At 70.6% G+C, this 15,427-nt stretch carries 10 protein-coding genes; 1 reads left to right on the top strand and 9 read right to left on the bottom strand.

The features are described from left to right. Nucleotides 1-135 precede the first annotated feature (135 nt). A complete protein-coding gene (locus AC1RU4_RS00305; protein ID WP_492888984.1) occupies nt 136-378 on the bottom strand; it encodes a hypothetical protein in 243 nt (80 codons plus the stop codon). A 189-nt stretch (nt 379-567) separates the two neighbouring features. Between AC1RU4_RS00305 and AC1RU4_RS00300 the strand changes: the two genes are divergently transcribed. Next, the gene (locus AC1RU4_RS00300) at nt 568-855 is read left to right on the top strand and encodes a hypothetical protein (RefSeq protein WP_492888983.1); all 288 of its coding nucleotides are present in this window, start codon (nt 568-570) and stop codon (nt 853-855) included. Nucleotides 856-870: 15 nt separating this feature from the next. Here the strand turns inward: AC1RU4_RS00300 and glgX are convergent, their stop codons facing one another. The 8 genes from glgX to cobM form a co-directional block, all read right to left on the bottom strand. Beyond that, a complete protein-coding gene (gene glgX, locus AC1RU4_RS00295) occupies nt 871-5,025 on the bottom strand; it encodes a glycogen debranching protein GlgX (RefSeq protein ID WP_492888982.1) in 4,155 nt (1,384 codons plus the stop codon). Continuing rightward, nucleotides 5,022-6,479 (bottom strand): glycogen synthase GlgA, encoded by a 1,458-nt coding sequence (gene glgA / locus AC1RU4_RS00290; protein WP_492888981.1) that lies wholly within the window; start codon nt 6,477-6,479, stop codon nt 5,022-5,024. The genes glgX and glgA overlap by 4 nt, the downstream gene beginning before the upstream one ends. Nucleotides 6,480-6,534: 55 nt before the next feature. Further along, on the bottom strand, nt 6,535-7,806 hold the full coding sequence (glgC, locus tag AC1RU4_RS00285) for a glucose-1-phosphate adenylyltransferase (protein ID WP_492888980.1): 1,272 nt from the start codon (nt 7,804-7,806) through the stop codon (nt 6,535-6,537). A gap of 64 nt (nt 7,807-7,870) precedes the next feature. Continuing rightward, nucleotides 7,871-10,069 carry a 1,4-alpha-glucan branching protein GlgB gene (gene glgB, locus AC1RU4_RS00280; protein WP_492888979.1) on the bottom strand — a complete coding sequence of 733 codons (2,199 nt, stop codon included), beginning with the start codon at nt 10,067-10,069 and terminating at the stop codon, nt 7,871-7,873. A gap of 147 nt (nt 10,070-10,216) precedes the next feature. Then, nucleotides 10,217-12,718, bottom strand: coding sequence for a glycogen/starch/alpha-glucan phosphorylase (locus tag AC1RU4_RS00275; protein WP_492888978.1), 2,502 nt, complete (start codon nt 12,716-12,718; stop codon nt 10,217-10,219). Between the two features lie 115 nt (nt 12,719-12,833). Next, entirely contained in the window at nt 12,834-13,247 is a 414-nt protein-coding gene (locus AC1RU4_RS00270) for a DUF423 domain-containing protein (protein ID WP_492888977.1), read from the bottom strand. A 3-nt stretch (nt 13,248-13,250) separates the two neighbouring features. Beyond that, nucleotides 13,251-14,561 carry a cobyrinic acid a,c-diamide synthase CobB gene (locus AC1RU4_RS00265; RefSeq protein ID WP_492888976.1) on the bottom strand — a complete coding sequence of 437 codons (1,311 nt, stop codon included), beginning with the start codon at nt 14,559-14,561 and terminating at the stop codon, nt 13,251-13,253. Nucleotides 14,562-14,658: 97 nt separating this feature from the next. Further along, a complete protein-coding gene (cobM, locus tag AC1RU4_RS00260) occupies nt 14,659-15,417 on the bottom strand; it encodes a precorrin-4 C(11)-methyltransferase (RefSeq protein WP_492888975.1) in 759 nt (252 codons plus the stop codon). Nucleotides 15,418-15,427: the final 10 nt, after the last annotated feature.

The raw sequence follows: 15,427 nt of genomic DNA, 5'->3' as shown, positions 1-15,427 counted from the left end.
CTGATCATATATTCGTCCATATACATGATCAGGCGCGAGACGCCAGTGGCGGGATGCCGAAACCCTTGCGGCCGCACCCGGCAAAGCCGGGGCGGCGGACTGATGCGGTGGGGAAAGCGAGGCGTGCGCCGGCCGTCAGTCGATCATCCCGGTGCGGCGGGCGACCTCGGCGGCGACCCGCTCGGCCTCGGCGACGAGGTTCCAGGCCGCGACCTGGCCCTCCTTGCCGAAATGGATCGACGGTCCCTGCGAGACCACGCGCCGGCCGCAGCCGTCATCGACCACCGAGAACTCGTAGATGTGGTGCGCCACGCGATGCATGACCCGCACCGTGGACGGCGAGAGGGTGACGATGTCGAACTCGGCCTGCGGCATCATGTTCTCCTCCCCTGACATCCCGCCGCCGGAGCGATGGCGGGACCCCGGCCGCTTTTCGCGGCTCGATCGGTCTCCCGGCGACGGCCGGAGCCGGCCGCCGGGACCACTGATCTGGAACTTTGGTCTATCACGCACGTTACGACAATGAAAAATTTCATCACGGGCGCATTAGACGAACGGAGACGGTCCATGAGCCGCACCACAACCCTGATCGCCGCCGCCGTGCTGCTGATCATCGCCCTTTATGCGGCGGTGCACTTCTCCGGCCGCACCACGCCGCAGCCGACCGAAGCGCCGACGCCGCCGGCCTCCACCATGCCGGCACCGGCCGCGCCCGAGCCGGCCCCGGCAGCGCCCGCCCCCTCGACCACCGCGCCGGCAGCCCCGGCAGCTCCGGCGCCCACCGTCCCCGGCCCGACGCCGGAGACCACGCCCGGCACGCCGAGCCCGGCGCCCGCCACTCCTCCGGCGCCCTGACCGGCGGGCGGCGGTCTAACGCGCGGCGCGCATGGCCTCCAGGGCCAGGCGTGCCGTCGGCGTCTGCAGCACGCGGTCGAGCGGCGTCGACAGCCGCCGCCGCCAATTCGGCCGCTGGCGATCGGTGCCCGGCAGGTTGACCGCCACCGTCTCGCCGGCGAGATCGTCGATCTGCGCCAGCGCGATCATCGAAGGAGTACGGGCGATATAGGCATGCACCGCCGCGAGGAAGGCCGGGTCCAGCGCCGCGCCCTCCGCCGGCACGCTGTCGATCAGCCCCTCGCGCAGCAGGGCGGCACCGAGCCGGGCCTTTTCCCGCGCCCGCTCGGCGAGACCGGCCTCGAATCCCGCCTCGCCGTCGAGGCCGAGCGCGAGGCGCTCGGAAAGATCGACCCCGTCCCACCAGCCGGCCAGCGTCGGCAGGTCGTGAGTGGAGACGCAGGCCGCCGCCAGCGCCGGATACTGGTCCGGCGGCGCGAAGCCCTCGCCCTGCCGCTCGAACCACAGCACCTTGTAGGACAGCATCCGTTCGCGATCGAGCTCGCCGCGCATGCCCTCCGGCACGGTGCCGAGGTCCTCGCCCACCACGAGGCAGCGGGCGCGCGCGCTCTCCAGCGCCACCTGACCGGCAAGGTCGGCGAACGGATAGGCGAGATAGGCGCCCTCCGCGGCGCTGGCGCCCTGCGGCAGCAGGAACAGCCGGCGCAGGCCCATCACATGGTCGATCCTGAGCGCTCCGGCATGGCGCATATTGGCGGCCAGCAGCCGTCCATAGCCGCGATAGCCGTCGCGCGCCATGGCGAGCGGGTCGAGCGGCGGCAGGTTCCAGTTCTGCCCCTCCGGCCCGAGCGGGTCGGGCGGCGCGCCGACGCTCACCCCGGTCATCAGCGACTCCGCCTCGCCCCAGGCCTCCGCCCCGTCCGGCGCGGTGCCGACCGCGAGGTCGCGATAGAAGCCGAGCGACAGTCCCGCCTGCCCCGCGCGCGCCGCCGCCGCGCCGAGCTGGCGGTCGGCGATCCATTGCTGCCACAGCTCGAAGCGCATCTCCTGCCGATGCGCGGCGGCGAACTCGGCGACCGCCGCTCCGTGCGCGTCGGCAAGACCGTCCGGCCAGTCCCACCACCCCTGCCCGGCGAAGCGCCGCGCCAGCAGCTGGTAGGCGGCAAATCCCTGCAGCGCCGCCCCGCCCTCGGCGACGAAGCGGGTGAATTCCGGGTCCTGCGCCGCGCCGGTCGCGGCGAAGGCCGCCTCCAGCACCGCCCGCTTGGCCGTCCACACGCCGGAATAGTCGACGTCCGGCCGGACCGCGAGATCGGCGAAGGCGCCCTGCCCGGCCTCCAGCGCCGCATTCACCGCCGCCGGCCCCGCCAGCGCCGCGACGTCGATATAGATCGGGTCGAGGAAACGCCGGTCGGAGGGGTGGTAGGGGCTCGCCCGCTCGCGGTCCTGCGGGAACAGCGCGTGCAGCGGATTGAGCCCGAGCGTCGCCGCCCCCTCGGCGGCGACGGCCTCGGCGAGCTCGGCCAGCGCGGTGAAATCGCCGATGCCGTGGTCGGCGCCCGCCCGGCGCAGCGTATAGAGATGGCCGGCGAGCCCGAACACGCGCCCGCTCGCCTCCAGCGACGGCGGCAGATAGCCGCCGCGCGGCGCCACGGTCAGCCGGCATTGCGCGGTGCCGAGCCGCAGCTCGTGCCGCCCCGGCGGCAGCTCCGGCAGGCCGATGCGGCGCTCGCGCGCCAGCCGCCCGTCCGGCCGCGCCACCTCGCGCGCCTCGCCGTCCTCCGGGCGGATGCGCAGAACCTGCTCGCCGCCCTCCTCCAACGCGATATGCAGATCGAGGCTGCGCCCGCTCGAGGCCGCCGCGCCGCCCAGCGTCAACGTCGCCCCGCCGGTGCGCACCACCAGCGCCGGCGGCAGGTCGCGGCCGTGGCGTTCGTCGGAAAGCGCGGCAAGACTGCCCTGCACCTCGCCGCCCGTCCCGGCGGGCAGCCTGAGCGCCGCCAGCAGCGCCCGCTTGGTGTCGTCGCTCACCGGATGATGGGTGCCCCCGACATCCCACCAATCGTTCGCGATGCCGGCGGCCGCCGCCAGCTTCTCCAGCAGCGCCGGATCAGCCATGCGACGCGGCACGCCCGGCGCCGCCTCCTCGACGAGGATCAGCACCGAACGCGCCGGCAGCGCGAACGGCCCCTCCTCCGCATTGGCCTCCGGCCGCGACGTATCGGCGGCCAGCCGCCACAGGAAACCGTCGCGCGGCTCCGGCGGTATCAGCGGCAATGTCGCGTCGGAGGCGTTGAGCGCCACCACCACCCGGTCGCCCGCCCCTTCCGGGGAAGGCGCGTAGAACACCGCCACCAGCGCGCGCGTCTCGGCATTCTCCCAACCGACCGGCCCACCGTCCGGCGCCCGCCACTCGACATCGGCGATGCCGCTGGCATCGAGTGGCCGCCCGGTCAGCGGCGCCGCGCCGGTGAGCGCCGGATGCGCCCGGCGGATCGCCACCAGCCGGCCCGCGAACCGCGCGAGGCCCTCATCCGCCTTGGTCCAGTCGAGCCAGGTCAGGATATTGTCCTGCGCATAGGCGTTGTTGTTGCCGAGCTGCGAGCGCCCGCATTCATCGCCCATGGTGAGCATCGGCGTGCCGCGCGCCGCCAGCAGCGTCGCCAGCAGCGCCCGGCAATCGGCACTGCGCCGCGCCGTCACATCGAGATCGTCGCTCGGCCCCTCGACGCCGTGGTTCCAGCTATGGTTGGCGTCTGTGCCGTCGCGGTTGCCCTCGCCATTCGCCTCGTTGTGCTTGGCGCAGTAGGAGACGAGGTCGATCAGCGTGAAGCCGTCATGGGCGGTGACGAAATTGATCGCCCGCGACAAGGGCCGCCGCCGGGGCGCGAACACGTCCGCCGAGCCGGCGAGCCGGGTGGCGAGCTCGCCGACCCGACCCGGCTCGCCGCGCCAGAAGCGCCGCGCGGTGTCGCGGAAATGGTCGTTCCATTCCGCCCAGCCGGCCGGAAAATTGCCGACCTGGTAGCCGCCCGGCCCGATGTCCCACGGCTCGGCGATCAGCGCGAGGTCGCGCAGCATCGGGTCCTGCGCCATCGCGGCGAAGAACGGCGCCTCCGGGTCGAAGCCGTCCGGCCGCCGGCCCAGCGTCGCGGCGAGGTCGAAGCGGAAGCCGTCGAGCCCGGTGCCGGCCCAGCGCCGCAGCATGTCCATCGCCAGCCGCAGCACCGGCGCCCGTTCCAGCGCCAGCGTATTGCCGGTGCCGGCATCGTTGATCAGCAGGCCGGGATCGCCGGCGGCGTGGCGGTAATAGGTGGCGTTGTCGAGCCCGCGCAGGCTCACCGTCGGGCCGAACACGTCGCTCTCGCCGGTATGGTTCAGCACCACGTCGAGCACCACCTTGATGCCCGCGCCATGCAGCGCCTCGACGGCCCGCCGCACCTCGGCGAAGCCGCCGGGCGCCAGGCGCGGGTCCGGGGCGCCGAACACGACCGGGTTGTAGCCCCAGTAATCGGTCAGCCCCAGCGACGGCAGGTGCCGCTCGTCGATCCAGGCCATGGCCGGCATCAGTTCGACCGTGGTCACGCTGAGCTTGACGAGGTGCTCGATGGCGCAGGGCTCGGCGAGGCCGGCAAAGGTGCCGCGCAGCGGCGGCGCCATCCCCGGATGCAGCCTGGTGAAGCCGCGCACATGCAGCTCGTAGAACACCTCGCCCGACCAGTCGAAGGCCGGGCGCCGCGTACCCTCCTCCTCCGCCCGCACGATCGCCTTCGGCACGAAGGCGGCGCTGTCGGCCTCGTCCTCGCCGGCGCCATGGGCGCGTTGGTCGACCATCGCCGCGTCGAGCGCGAAGGGCCGGTCGAGCTCGACCGCATAGGGGTCGACCAGCAGCTTGTACGGGTTGAAGCGATGCCCGCGCGCCGGCTCCCAGGGGCCGAAGGCGCGCAGGCCATAGCGCATGCCCGGCATCACGCCGGCTATGTGGCCGTGGAACACGTCGCCGCTGCGCTCCGGCAGCGGAAGCCGGGCGATCTCGGTATCTGTGGCGTCGAACAGGCAGAACTCGATCCGCGTGGCGTTGGCGGAGAACACCGCCACATTCGCCCCGTCGCCCTCGATCGTGACGCCGAGCGGTTCCGGCCGCCCTGCCGACAGCAGCCAGTCGCTCACGCGGCCCGCTCCGCAGCGAGGGCGCGGAACAGGTGGGCATAGGCGCCCGCGGCGCGGTTCCACGAGACGTCGGTCGTCATGGCGTTGCGCTGCAGCTTGCGCCAGAGCGCCTTGTCCTGCCACAGCGCGTCGGTGCGCGTGAGCGCCGTCTGCAGCGCCGGCACCGTTACCGGGGAGAACTGCACCCCGGTGCCGACACCGCTCGCGCGCGCCATCTCGTTGACGTCGATCACCGTGTCGCCGAGGCCGCCGACCCGCGCCACCACCGGCAGCGCGCCATAGCGCAGCGCCGCCAGTTGGGTGAGGCCGCAGGGCTCGAAGCGCGAGGGCACCAGCAGCGCGTCGGAACCCGCCTGGATGAGATGGGCCAGCGCCTCGTCATAGCCGAACTCGACCCCGACCCGGTCGGGATTGGCCCGCGCCGCGCCGGCATAGCGCTCGGTGAGAAGCGGGTCGCCGCTGCCGAGCACGACAAGCTGCGCGCCGATGTCGATCAGCGTGCCGAGCCCGTCCATCAGCAGGTCGAGCCCCTTCTGCCAGGAGAGCCGGCTCACCACGCCGAACAGCAGCGCGTCCGGCCGCAGCGGCAGGCCGAAGCGCGCCTGCAGGGCCGCCTTGTTGGCCGAGCGCGCCTTCAGCCGCTTCACGTCGAACGGCGCCGGAATCAGCTTGTCCGTCGCCGGATCCCACGCCGCCTCGTCGAGGCCGTTGAGAATGCCGGAGAGCACGCCGCGCCGGCCGTTGAGCAGCCCTTCGAGGCCCATGCCGGCCTCCGGCTGCAGGATCTCGCCGGCATAGCCGGGCGAGACGGTGGTGAGGCGGTCGGCAAGCTGCAGGCCAGCCTTGAGATAGCCGACGGTGCCGTAATATTCGATGCCGTCGATGGAGAAGGCATGCGCCGGCAGGCCGAGCAGCGGCGCGATGCTGGCGGGGAACTGGCCCTGGAAGGCGATGTTGTGGATCGACATCACCGTGCCGGGCCGCCGTCCGCCGGCATAGTGCAGGTAGGCCGGAGCGAGGCCGGCCTGCCAGTCATGCGCGTGCACGATGTCCGGCACGAAGGCCGGCACCAGCCCGAGCCCGATCCCCGAGGCGACGACGCCGAGCGCGGCGAAGCGCTGGGCGTTGTCGCGGAAATCGCGGCCGTCCCGGCCGGTATAGGGTCCGCCGGGCCGGTCGTAGAGATGCGGCGCGTCGATGACGAACAGGTCGAGCCCGGCGACGCTGGCGGCGATCAGCCGCGCCGGAGCGCCGAACAGATCGTCGAAGCGGTGCACCGTCTCGCCCCCGCCGATCGCCGCCATCACCCGGGGATAGCCGGGAATCAGCGTGCGCGTGGCGATGTCCTGCGCCTTCAGCGCTGCGGGCAGCGCTCCGGCAACGTCGGCGAGGCCGCCGGTCTTCACCAGCGGATAGATTTCCGACACCACGGAAAGAAGTTTCAGCTCCGACACGATGCCCTGCCCGCCCCTGATTGCCTGCCCCCGATGCCGCCGGAACGGCCGTGCGTCATCCCTCTGCTTCGATCCGGTCGATCATCGACTGGGTGATGAGGCAGATGCCCTTGTCGGTACGGCGGAAGCGCTTGGCGTCGAGCTCGGGGTCCTCGCCGACCACCAGTCCCTCCGGGATGCGCGTATGCGCGTCGATGATCACGTTCTTGAGCTGGGCGGAACGGCCGATCTCGACATAGGGCAGCACCACCGAATTCTCGATCGAGCCGTAGGAATTCACCCGCACCCCGGTGAACAGCAGCGCCCGGCGCAGCGAGGAGCCCGACACGATGCAGCCGCCCGACACCAGCGAGGAGATCGCCTGCCCACGCCGGCCCTCGTCGTCATGCACGAACTTGGCCGGCGGGGTGATCTCGCTATAGGTCCAGATCGGCCAGTCGCGGTCGTAGAGGTCGAGCTCCGGCACGATGCCGGTGAGGTCGATATTGGCCTCCCAATAGGCGTCCACCGTGCCGACATCGCGCCAATAGGGCGCCGTCTCCATGTCCGAGCGCACGCAGGAGCGCGAGAAATGGTGCGCGCTCGCCTTACCGTGCTTGACGATATAGGGGATGATGTCCTTGCCGAAATCATGCGTCGACAGCGGGTCGGCGGCATCGCGGCGCAGCTGGTCGATCAGGAACTTGGTCTCGAAAATATAGATGCCCATCGAGGCCAGCGCCTTGTCGGGCTGGCCGGGCATGGCGGGCGGGTCCTTCGGTTTTTCCAGGAAGGAGATGATGCTGTCGTTCTGGTCGACATGCATCACCCCGAAGGCGCTCGCCTCCAGGCGCGGCACCTCCAGGCAGCCCACCGTCACGTCGGCGCCCTTGTCGACGTGATCCTGCAGCATGACTTCATAGTCCTGCTTGTAGATGTGGTCGCCGGCCAGGATGATGATGTGGCGGGTGTCGTAGGCCTCGATGATGTCGAGGTTCTGGAAGACCGCGTCCGCCGTTCCCAGATACCACATCGTCTCCGAGACGCGCTGGCTTGCCGGCAGCACGTCGAAGCTCTCGTTGCGCTCGTGGCGGAAGAAGTTCCAGCCGCGCTGCATGTGGCGGATCAGGCTGTGCGCCTGGTACTGGGTGGCGACGCTGATGCGGCGGATACCGGAATTCAGCGCATTGGACAGTGCGAAGTCGATGATCCGCGACTTGCCGCCGAAATAGACCGCCGGCTTGGCGCGCCGGTCGGTCAGTTCCATCAGCCGGCTACCGCGTCCGCCGGCGAGAACATAGGCCATCGCCGTGCGGGCGAGGGGCGCATTAACCGTCGGCCTGGCCATTTTGTCGTTTCTCCTTGATCGTCGCGTTGGACTTTGGCGTTTCCTCACCCGAGCGAGCGCAAGCTCACCCCGGCTCCCATTTCAAGTAAAGCGTCGCGAGCGGCGGCAGCACCAGTTCGGCGCTGGCCGGCATGCCGTGGGCGGCCACGTCCTCGGCGATCACCCCGCCGAGATTGCCCGTCCCCGAGCCGCCATAGTCTGCACTGTCGGTATTGACGATTTCCCGCCACCGCCCGGCGCGCGGCAGGCCGAGCCGATAGAACGGGCGCGGCACCGGGGTGAAATTGGCGATCATCGCCACCGGCGCGTCGTCCTCGCCGGCGGTGCGCAGCCAGGCGAACACCGACTGCGCGCTGTCGTCGACCACCAGCCAGCGGAAGCCGGAGGGGTCGCAGTCGCCGGTATGCAGCGCCGGCAATTCGCGATAGGCGAGGTTGAGGTCGCGCACCAGAAGCTGCACGCCGCGATGGTGCGGACCCATGCCGACGAGGTGCCAGTCCAGCGAGCGCTCCTCGCTCCATTCGCCGCGCTGGGCGAATTCCTGGCCCATGAACAGCAGCTTCTTGCCGGGATAGGCCCACATGAAGGCGTAGTAGGCGCGCACGTTGGCGAAGCGCTGCCAGTCGTCGCCCGGCATGCGGGAGAGCACCGTGCCCTTGCCGTGCACCACCTCGTCATGGGAGAGCGGCAGCACGAAATTCTCCGAGAAGGCGTAGGTGATGCCGAAGGTGATCCGGTCGTGGTGCCAGGGCCGGTACACCGGGTCGAGCGCCAGATAATCCAGCGTGTCGTGCATCCAGCCCATGTTCCACTTGAAGCCGAAGCCGAGGCCGCCGGCATAGACCGGCGCCGACACCCCCGCCCATGAGGTGGATTCCTCGGCGATCACCACCGTGCCGGGGTGCTCGGCATAGACGGTCTCGTTGGTGCGCTGGAGGAAGGCGACCGCGTCCTTGTTGTCGTTGGAGCCGTCCGGGTTCGGCGTCCATTCGCCGTCCTTGCGCGAATAGTTGAGGTAGAGCATCGAGGCCACCGCATCGACGCGCAGCCCGTCGACATGGAAGCGGTCGAGCCAGTAGAGCGCGTTGGCGGTCAGCATGTTGGCGACCTCGCGCCGGCCGAAATCGTAGATCGCGGTGTTCCAGTCCGGCTGGAAGCCGCGGCGCGGGTCGGCATGCTCGTAGAGCGGGCCGCCGTCGAAATGCGCGAGGCCGTGAATGTCGGTGGGGAAATGCGCCGGCACCCAGTCGAGGATCACCGACAGCCCGGCCTGGTGCGCCCGGTCGACGAAGCGCGCGAAGCCGGCCGGGTCGCCGAAGCGGCTGGTCGGGGCGAACAGGCCGATCGGCTGGTAGCCCCAGGACGCGTCGAGCGGATGCTCGGAGACCGGCAGCAGCTCGATATGGGTGAAGCCCATCCATGCCGCATAGGGCACCAGCTGGTCGGCGAGCTCGTCATAGGAGAGGAAGCGGTTGTCCTCGCCGCGCCGCCAGGAGCCGAGATGCACCTCGTAGGTCGACATCGGCCTGTGCCGCGCCTCGCCCTGCGCGCGGGCGGCGACATGCTCTGCGTCGTGCCAGTCGAACCCGTCGGTGCGCGCCACCACCGAGCCGGTGGCCGGGCGGAACTCGCCGCGGAAGCCGAACGGGTCGGCCTTCAGCGGCAGCAGCCGCCCGTCGGCCGCGACGATCTCGTATTTGTAGATCGCCCCCTCGGCGAGGCCGGGAGCGAAGATCTCCCACAGCCCGCTGTCGATGCGCTTGCGCATCTGGTGGCGGCGCCCGTCCCAGGCGTTGAAGTCGCCGACCACCGAGACCCGCGCGGCATTGGGCGCCCACACCGCGAAGGCGACGCCCCCCACCCCCTGATGGGCGCACAGATGCGCCCCCAGCCGGCCGTAGAGCTGGGTATGGGTGCCTTCGATCAGCAGATAGTCGTCCATCGCGCCGAGCACCGGCGCGAAGGCATAGGGGTCGTCCAGCCACCATTCACCGCCGCCGTTTCGCGCCCGCAGCCGATAGCGCGCCCAGGCCGGGCGGCCGGGCACCAGCCCCTCGAAGAAGCCGGCGTCGCGCCGGCGCTCCAGCGTCAGGATATGCGCACCGTCGATGTCGAAGGCGTCGAGGGTCTCGGCTTCGGGTACGAAGGCCCGGATGACAAGGCCATCGGCGGTTTCGTGGGGACCCAGCAGCCCGAACGGGTCGTGATACCGGCCGTCGACCAGCGCGTCGACTTCCCGGTCCGGGGCCTGCCACGCATGCATACTCGAAGACCTTTCCAGCGCCCGATCCGTTCCTTCAAGAACCGATCACAGAGAAGGTTCCTCCACCGCCCGCAATAAGTCCACACCCTGCCGTCACTTAACCTGTGCGGGACGCCCGCCGCCGGAAGGCGCCCCGCCGCGGCCGCGTCATCGCATCTGCAGCACCGGCACGTTCCAGATGTCGCGGGCATATTCCGAGATCGTCCGGTCGGAGGAGAACCAGCCCATGTTGGCGGTGTTGATGGCACTCGAGGTCCACCAGCCGGGGCGGTTGTTCCACAGCGTGTCGACCCGGCGCTGGGCATCCCAGTAGGCGTCGAAATCGGGCGTCACCAGGAAGTAGTCGTGGTGGCGCAGCGCCTGCACCAGCGGCTTGAAGCGGTCCGGCTCGTCGGGCGAGAACACGCCGGATTCCACCGCGTCCAGCACCTCGCTCAGATGCGGCGAATTGGCGATGGCGGAGGCCTCGTCGATGCCGGCGGCGCGGCGCTGCTCGACCTCCTCGGCGGTGAGGCCGAAGATGAAGATGTTGTCGTCGCCGACATGCTCCTTGATCTCGACATTGGCGCCGTCGAGCGTGCCGATGGTCAGCGCGCCGTTCAGCGCCATCTTCATGTTGCCGGTGCCGGAGGCTTCCATGCCGGCGGTGGAGATCTGCTCGGAGAGGTCGGCGGCCGGAATGATCATTTCGGCGAGCGAGACATTGTAGTTCGGCAGGAACACCACCTTGAGCAGGTCGCGCACGGTGGGGTCGTCGTTCACCACCCTGGCGACGTCGTTGGCGAGCTTGATGATCAGCTTCGCCATGTGGTAGCTGGCCGCCGCCTTGCCGGAGAAGATCTTCACCCGCGGCGCCCAGTTCCTGGCCGGATTGGCCCGCATCGCGTCGTAGAGCGCGATGGTCTCCAGCACGTTGAGCAGCTGGCGCTTATATTCGTGGATGCGCTTGATCTGCACGTCGAACAGCGCGCCGGGATTGACCTTGATGTCCATCCGGTCGCGGATGAGGCGCGCCAGCGCCACCTTGTTCTGCCGGCGCGTCGCCGCCAGCCGGTCGTGCAGCGCCGAATCGCCGGCGAGCGCTTCCAGCTTCTTCAGCGCCGAGGGGTCGTCCAGCACCTGCGGCCCGCACACCTCGACCAGGAGGCTGGTCAGCGCCGGGTTGGCCTCGTTGAGCCAGCGGCGGAAGGTGATGCCGTTGGTCTTGTTGTTCATCCGTTCCGGGAAGATGCGGTAGAAATCCTTGAACACCGTCACCTTCATCAGCTCGCTGTGCAGCGCCGCGACGCCGTTGATCGAATGCGAGCCGAGGAAGGCGAGGTTGCCCATGCGCACCCGCCGTCCGTGATCCTCCTGGATCAGCGACACCGAGGAGAGCAGCGCGTCGTCGCCGGGGAATTCCTTGCGCACCGCTTCGATGTGCAGGGCGTTGATCTGGTAGATGATCTGCATGTGGCGCGGCAGCACCCGCTCCATCAGCGGCACCGGCCAGGTTTCCAGCGCCTCGGGCAGTAGCGTGTGGTTGGTGTAGGAGATGGTGCGGTTGGTGATGTCCCAGGCCTGCGCCCATTCGATGTCGTGCTCGTCGACCAGCACGCGCATCAGTTCCGCCACCGCGATGGCGGGGTGGGTGTCGTTGAGCTGGATCGCCACCTTGTCGGGCAGCGAGCGCACGTCGCCGAACGTGTCGACATGGCGGCGCATCAGGTCGTGCAGCGAGGCGGCGGTGAAGAAATATTCCTGCCGCAGCCGCAATTCCTGGCCGGCCGGGGTGGCGTCGCTCGGGTAGAGCACCTTGGAGATCGCCTCGGCCTTCACCTGGTCGGCGAGCGCGCCGATATGGTCGCCCTGGTTGAAGGCGTCGAGCCGCAGCGGGTCGGTGGCGCGGGCGGACCACAGGCGCAGCGTGTTCACATGCCGGCCGCGCCAGCCGACGATCGGCGTGTCGTAGGCGACGGCCTCCACCGTCTCCCCCGGATGCCAGACCAGCTTCTTGCGCTCGCCGCCGATGGCGATCGCCTCGACCGAGCCGCCGAAGCCGACATCGTAGGTCACCTCGGGCCGCTCGAATTCCCAGGGATTGCCGAAGGACAGCCAGTCCTCGGGATATTCCTGCTGCCAGCCGTTCTTGATCACCTGGCGGAACAGGCCGTGGTCGTAGCGGATGCCGTAGCCGTAGGCGGCGATGGAGAGCGTCGCCATGCTGTCCATGAAGCAGGCCGCGAGCCGCCCGAGGCCGCCATTGCCGAGCGCCGCGTCCGGCTCCACCTGCCGCAGCCGGTCGAGATCGACGCCGAGGTCGCCGAGCGCCGCACGCACCGTCTCCAGCATTTCGAGATTGGTGAGCGCGTCGAACAGCAGCCGCCCGATCAGGAATTCCAGCGACAGGTAATAGACGCGCTTGCGGCCCTCCGAATAGGTCTGGCGCGTGGAAGTCACCCAGCGGTCGACGATGCGGTCGCGGGTGGCGAAGGCGGTGGCGAGAAACCAGTCACGGTCGCTGGCCGCCGCTGGATTCTTGCCCACGGCATAGGTCAGCTTGGCAATCACCGCCGTGCGGAACCTGGCGACATCGTCGCCGGCGGAGCCCGGCGCCCGGGGTGCCGTCTCCAGCTTGTCCAGCATCTTGTTCTCGACTTCGACTGTCATGTGCGCCTTGCGCTCCCCTGGCGATCGGCCGCCCGCCCCGTCCGCATGGCCGGACCAGAGGTCCGGCATATACCCACGGACGCCATGCAACCTTTTGGCCAACTGATACGAAACCTCATGCGCCGCGGCGCGCTCCCTCGAAGGCCGCCAATCCCAGCGCGGCCCATCCGATCATCAGCATAGTGCCGCCGGTCGGCGCGGCCATAGGAAAAAGAACGGTATCCCACAACACCCGCGCGGCGATCGCCCCGCTGAACAACGCCGTGCCCAGCGCGATCAGCCCCGCACCGGCATCGGCGAAGGACCAGCGCCGGCCGCCCGCGATCGCCAGCGCCGCGCCCGCCGCCAGCGCCGCCGCGCCGATCATCAGGAAGGTGGCGGCGGTCGACAGGCTGGCATCCGGCACCGCATGCGCCGCCGCCGCCGCGAGGCCGACGCCGGCCGCGCCATAGATCCCGGCGAGAAGAACGATGAGCCGGCGGAACGGCGTGCGGAACGGGGTGGAAGACGTCGTGGAGATCGTTGTCATGGCTTACTCCTGCGCGATCACATGGAAGAAGGCCCCGGAGACGAGGCCGCGCCGGCTGCCGGCCGGCCCCATCCCCCTGCCCTGTCCGTCCGCCAGCGTGACCAGCGGACCATCCTCGCCCGGCTGCGTGACGCTGGCGTAATGGAACTCGTGGCCGCGCAGCTTCGTCCCGGCCGGGCCGAGCGGCGAGCCGGCCAGCGTCTCGACCCGTCGATAGCCGAGATTGAGCCGGCGCCGGGCAAAGCTGGTGGAATGGCCGAGCAGCCCGAGCATGCGGTGGGTCGTCCCCTCGGCATCCTCCAGCGCCTCGCCAAGCACCATGTAGCCGCCGCACTCGCCATGCACCGGCCTTGCCGCGGAAAAGCGCTCCATGCCGGCGCGAAACCGCCCGGCGGCGGCGAGCCGGCCGGCATGCAGCTCGGGATAGCCGCCCGGCAGCCAGCACACGTCGCAGCTCGGCTCCGGTGCCTCGTCGGCGAGCGGCGAGAAGCCGACCACCTCCGCCCCGGCGGCACGCCATCCGGCGACCAGGTGCTCATAGGCGAAGCCGAAGGCGATGTCGTGCGCGAGCGCGATGCGCTGGCCCGGCGGCGTCAGCGCCGGCCGCAGCGGCGCGGCGAGATCGAGCGGCACCGCCAGCGCCTGCAGCGCGTCGAGGTCGATATGCGCCTGCGCCATCGCCGCCAGCCGGTCGAGATGGTCGGCGAGCGCCGGATGCTCGGCCGCCTGCACCAGGCCGAGATGGCGCTCCGGCAGCCCCATCGCCGCATCGCGCGGCACGGCGCCGATCACCGGCAGGCCGAGCGCCGCCATCGCCTCCTCGACCTGCGCCCGGTGGCGCGGGCTTGCCACCTTATTGAGCACGGCGGCGGCGATGCGCACCGCCGGGTCGTGCCCGGCAAAGCCGCGCGCCACCGCGGCGGCCGATTGCGACTGGCCGGAGACGTCCATCACCAGCACCACCGGCAGCGAGAACCGCGCCGCCAGGTCCGCCGCCGCTCCAGAGCGCCCCGCCTCGCCGCTTATGCCGTCGAACAGGCCCATCGAGGCCTCGATGATGACCAGTTCCGCCTCCCGCCCCACCTCCGCCAGCAATCCGGCGACGAGGTCGGGGCGCATGGCGAAGCTGTCGAGATTGAGCCCCGGCCGGCCGCTCGCCTGCGCGTGGAAGGCCGGGTCGATATAGTCCGGCCCGGATTTCACCGCCCGCACCTTCACCCCCCGCCGCGCCAGCGTCGCGACGATTCCCAGCGTCACCGTGGTCTTGCCCGATCCCGAGCGCGGCGCGGCGATGATGAGGGCGCGGGCGCTCATGCAAGTTCTCCGCGAGCGGGGAGAGGGCATGGCCTGCCCCCTCTCCCCGACGGGGAGAGGGAAAGTGCGACGATGCCCATCCGGGCGTCCCCTGCACTCATTCCCGCCCCCGGAAACGGCGCTGGTAATGCGGATCGTAGAGCGCGCTCTCGCGGAACCCGTCCGCGCCCAGCGCCCGCCCCACCAGGATCAGCGCCGCCCGCTCGGCGGGCGCGGCGGCGTGGCGCGCCACGATATCGCCCAGCGTGCCGCGTATCACCCGCTCGCCCGGCCGGCTCGCCTCGACGACGATGGCCGCCGGGCAACCGGCGCCATGGGTCGGCATCAGCCGCGCCACCACCTCCTCCAGCGCGGCGATGGCGAGATGCAGCACCAGCGTCGCCCCGGTGGCGGCGAAGGCTTCCAGCCTCTCCGCTTCCGGCATCGCCGAGGCGCGGCCCGAGATGCGCGTCAGCACCACGCTCTGCGCCACGCCCGGCACGGTGAGCTCGCGGGCGAGCAGGGCGCTCGCCGCCGCGAAGGCCGGCACGCCGGGGGTGAGCGTATAGGCGATGCCGAGCCGGTCGAGCCGGCGCATCTGCTCCGCCACCGCCGAATAGATCGACAGGTCGCCGGAATGCAGCCGCGCCACATCCTGCCCGGCGGCCTGCGCCCGCACATATTCCGCCTCGATCTCGTCGAGCGACAGCGGCGCGGTGTCGACGATCCGCGCGCCCTCCGGGCACCAGCCCAGCATCTCGGCGGGCACCAGCGAGCCGGCATAGAGGCAGACCGGGCAGCGGGCGATCAGGTCGCGCCCGCGCAGGGTGATGAGGTCGGCGGCCCCCGGCCCCGCCCCGATGAAATGCACAATCACCTTGCCGCGC

This window comes from Ancylobacter sp. GW821-FHT10E12 (assembly GCF_058809335.1).
Note: the sequence above shows the minus strand (reverse complement) of the source record. Positions and strands in the feature narration are given on the sequence as shown.

Bases quoted from the DNA above. Each gene is read 5' to 3' on its own strand.
- AC1RU4_RS00300 (WP_492888983.1), top strand. From the start codon at position 568: ATGAGCCGCACCACAACCCTGATCGCCGCCGCCGTGCTGCTGATCATC.
- glgC (WP_492888980.1), bottom strand. From the start codon at position 7,806: ATGGCCAGGCCGACGGTTAATGCGCCCCTCGCCCGCACGGCGATGGCC.
- AC1RU4_RS00305 (WP_492888984.1), bottom strand. From the start codon at position 378: ATGATGCCGCAGGCCGAGTTCGACATCGTCACCCTCTCGCCGTCCACG.
- AC1RU4_RS00265 (WP_492888976.1), bottom strand. From the start codon at position 14,561: ATGAGCGCCCGCGCCCTCATCATCGCCGCGCCGCGCTCGGGATCGGGC.
- AC1RU4_RS00275 (WP_492888978.1), bottom strand. From the start codon at position 12,718: ATGACAGTCGAAGTCGAGAACAAGATGCTGGACAAGCTGGAGACGGCA.
- glgB (WP_492888979.1), bottom strand. From the start codon at position 10,069: ATGCATGCGTGGCAGGCCCCGGACCGGGAAGTCGACGCGCTGGTCGAC.
- AC1RU4_RS00270 (WP_492888977.1), bottom strand. From the start codon at position 13,247: ATGACAACGATCTCCACGACGTCTTCCACCCCGTTCCGCACGCCGTTC.